At 64.3% G+C, this 2,362-nt stretch carries 2 protein-coding genes; both read left to right on the forward strand.

What is annotated here, in order from left to right:
• Nucleotides 1-241: 241 nt before the first annotated feature.
• Nucleotides 242-940 (forward strand): glycosyltransferase family 4 protein, encoded by a 699-nt coding sequence (locus tag ABZ659_RS35765; RefSeq protein ID WP_360229165.1) that lies wholly within the window; start codon nucleotides 242-244, stop codon nucleotides 938-940.
• A gap of 106 nt (nucleotides 941-1,046) precedes the next feature.
• Nucleotides 1,047-1,316 carry a MazG nucleotide pyrophosphohydrolase domain-containing protein gene (locus ABZ659_RS35770; protein WP_360229168.1) on the forward strand — a complete coding sequence of 90 codons (270 nt, stop codon included), beginning with the start codon at nucleotides 1,047-1,049 and terminating at the stop codon, nucleotides 1,314-1,316.
• The last annotated feature ends 1,046 nt before the right edge of the window (nucleotides 1,317-2,362 follow it).

Here is a 2,362-nt window from a genome sequence, read left to right on the forward strand (position 1 = left end):
CAGGACCGCGCCCTTCTCGTTCTTGGGCGCGGCGTCGTACTCGGCCACGATCCGCAGCTTGTACTCGGGACTGAAGGTGCGGCGCTTCGGCCGGGGGGCCGGGTCGGATCCGGCGGGAGTGGTGCTGGTCATGAGGGGGTGGTTCTCCTGTCGTGCCCTCTCAGGCTAACCCGACGAAGCGGGACGTCTCACCCAAGGCTGACAGAGAGGGGCCGAGCACAACAGGGTGGAGCACGAGGCCGTGCTCGAAGTCGCCGGCGAAAGCGCCGCGATCGTTACCCCGACCTCGGTCCTCGCCGACCGCATCGATCGCCTCACCGGGCGCCGGTTTACCGACCGCATCGTCATCATTCCCTGGGGCATCCGTCTCACCGATGCCCATGTACGCGATCAACCGTCCGCAGGGTCCCGTCCCCTGTCTTTGATACACGCCGGCCGCCTGGACGACAACAAATCCACGATCACCGCAGTCGAATCCCTAGCTCTGACCGATCAGCCGCACCACTTGACCGTGATCGGCACTGGCCCCCTACGAAAGCATTTGGAACAGCGGACTATCGAACTCGGCCTGCGGGATAGAGTCCATTTTGATCCGTTTCTGCCCCGCGCTGAACTGTGGCGCCGCCTGCCGAACTTCGACGCCTTCGTCTTCACAACCAAGGGTCTGGAGGCTTTCGGGCTCGTCCTCATTGAGGCCCAGGCTCACGGACTTCCGGTAATCTACTCCGACCTTCCCGGTGTGAGGGAAACCCTCGGGAGTGCTGGTGTTCCGTACACTCCTGGCGACCCGTGCTCGCTGGCCGTGGCCCTAGACGAGATGGGCCGAGACTTCCATCGGCGGAAGGCCCTGATCAAGGCGGCTCTCCATAACGCGCGCCGATACGACATCACTGCCACCAGCCGCCAGCTTCGCGACTTGACGCTTCGAGTTACCTCTTAACCCGGTGTTTCGATACCGGCCTCGGGACAGGTGAGGTCGCGTCCTGCGGTGATTCACGACCCGCTACCCCGATCACCGCGGTGGCGCGCGTCTTGGCGGTGCCGCGTTGTTCGTAGAGAAGGGCTTCAACATCAGCGACGTAGCACTGGAGTTCGGACTCCTGACAGTCGAAGTCAGCGAAGCCTTCATCGCCTGGCGCAAGGGCCTTCCCGACCTCGGAGAAGAGCTGGCCGACGTCTTCCTCTACCTGACCGCCGTGGCAGAGATGAACGGCCTGGATCTCGCATCAGAGGTCGCCCGGAACATCGCGAAGAATCATCGGCGTACGTACGAGCGCAACGAACGCGGAGCGCAGATCAGGACGAGCGGCGACTGAACGCTGCCATCGCGGCTGGTCACGAGGCTTCGTCGACGGCGGTCCCCGGCGTGAGCCGGGGGCCGCTGTCGTCTTGGCCGACGAGGCTGTGCAGCGGCTTCACGGCGCCGACGCAAACAGATTTCTCTCGTCGTCATAAGGTCGCGACGAGGAGGACCTTTGCCGGGTCGAAGGTGGCATTCGCTTACGGCAGACACGAAAGAACTCTAAAAGACTGGAAATCTCTACCGGGGGCATGTCAACGTACAACGTCCCGGAAAACGCCAGGTCAGATGCTGCAGCTACTTGGCTGCAGCGAGAGTCACGAACAAGATCGGAAACGCGCACCCGTGAGGTCGCCTTGCTGGCATGGTCCCTGCTATGAAGGCCCGTCTGCCTGATCCAGCTTTCAATCCGCACGCTTCACTTCACCCGCCCTCTCTTCTCGGCGCACTTGGTTGGTTCGGTCGACAACGCCGCGGTCTCCACCGAGCTACGCGTCCTTAACTGCGTGGTCGGCTGTTGGGCGGGGACCGGCTGCAACGAAGTTATCGCGGCCCCGGCCGTACTCGCGCACATTGCGGCCGACCCTGGAGCCACAAGGCGGCACGCGGCCCGGGCCGCAGGAGTCCGCGAGCGCCCTGCAGCGGGGAATATTCCGCCTCACGGATGACCGTCTGCTGGTGCTCCTGGCCGATGGCGCGACCCCGGCCCTGTACTCATACCGACTGACTTCCTGACTGCGGCCAGCTTGGGACACTGCCGGACTAGTCCGATGCGGCGCGCAACATAGCCGACGATCGCCGGTTAGCCAAACCGGCGATCGTCGCGACCATTGAGGTGTTCGCTTTTCGGCTGCGCTTGGCGGTGGAGTCGTGGCGGACGCAGGCAGCTTCGCGTTGGCATGAGGAGGCGCGAGGCAGCTCTGCTGCGGCGTCTACGCCGCAGGCAGCGCGTGCCGCCGGCAGGCGGCAGGGCTCCATCAAGTTCCGTGATTGCGTGGAGGGTTGGCGATCAGCCGGTAGGGGCGGGTAGCAGAGCAGGCACGGGGGTTCGTGATCATTGTG

Source organism: Streptomyces sp. NPDC006997 (assembly GCF_040635175.1).
Classification (GTDB): domain Bacteria; phylum Actinomycetota; class Actinomycetes; order Streptomycetales; family Streptomycetaceae; genus Streptomyces.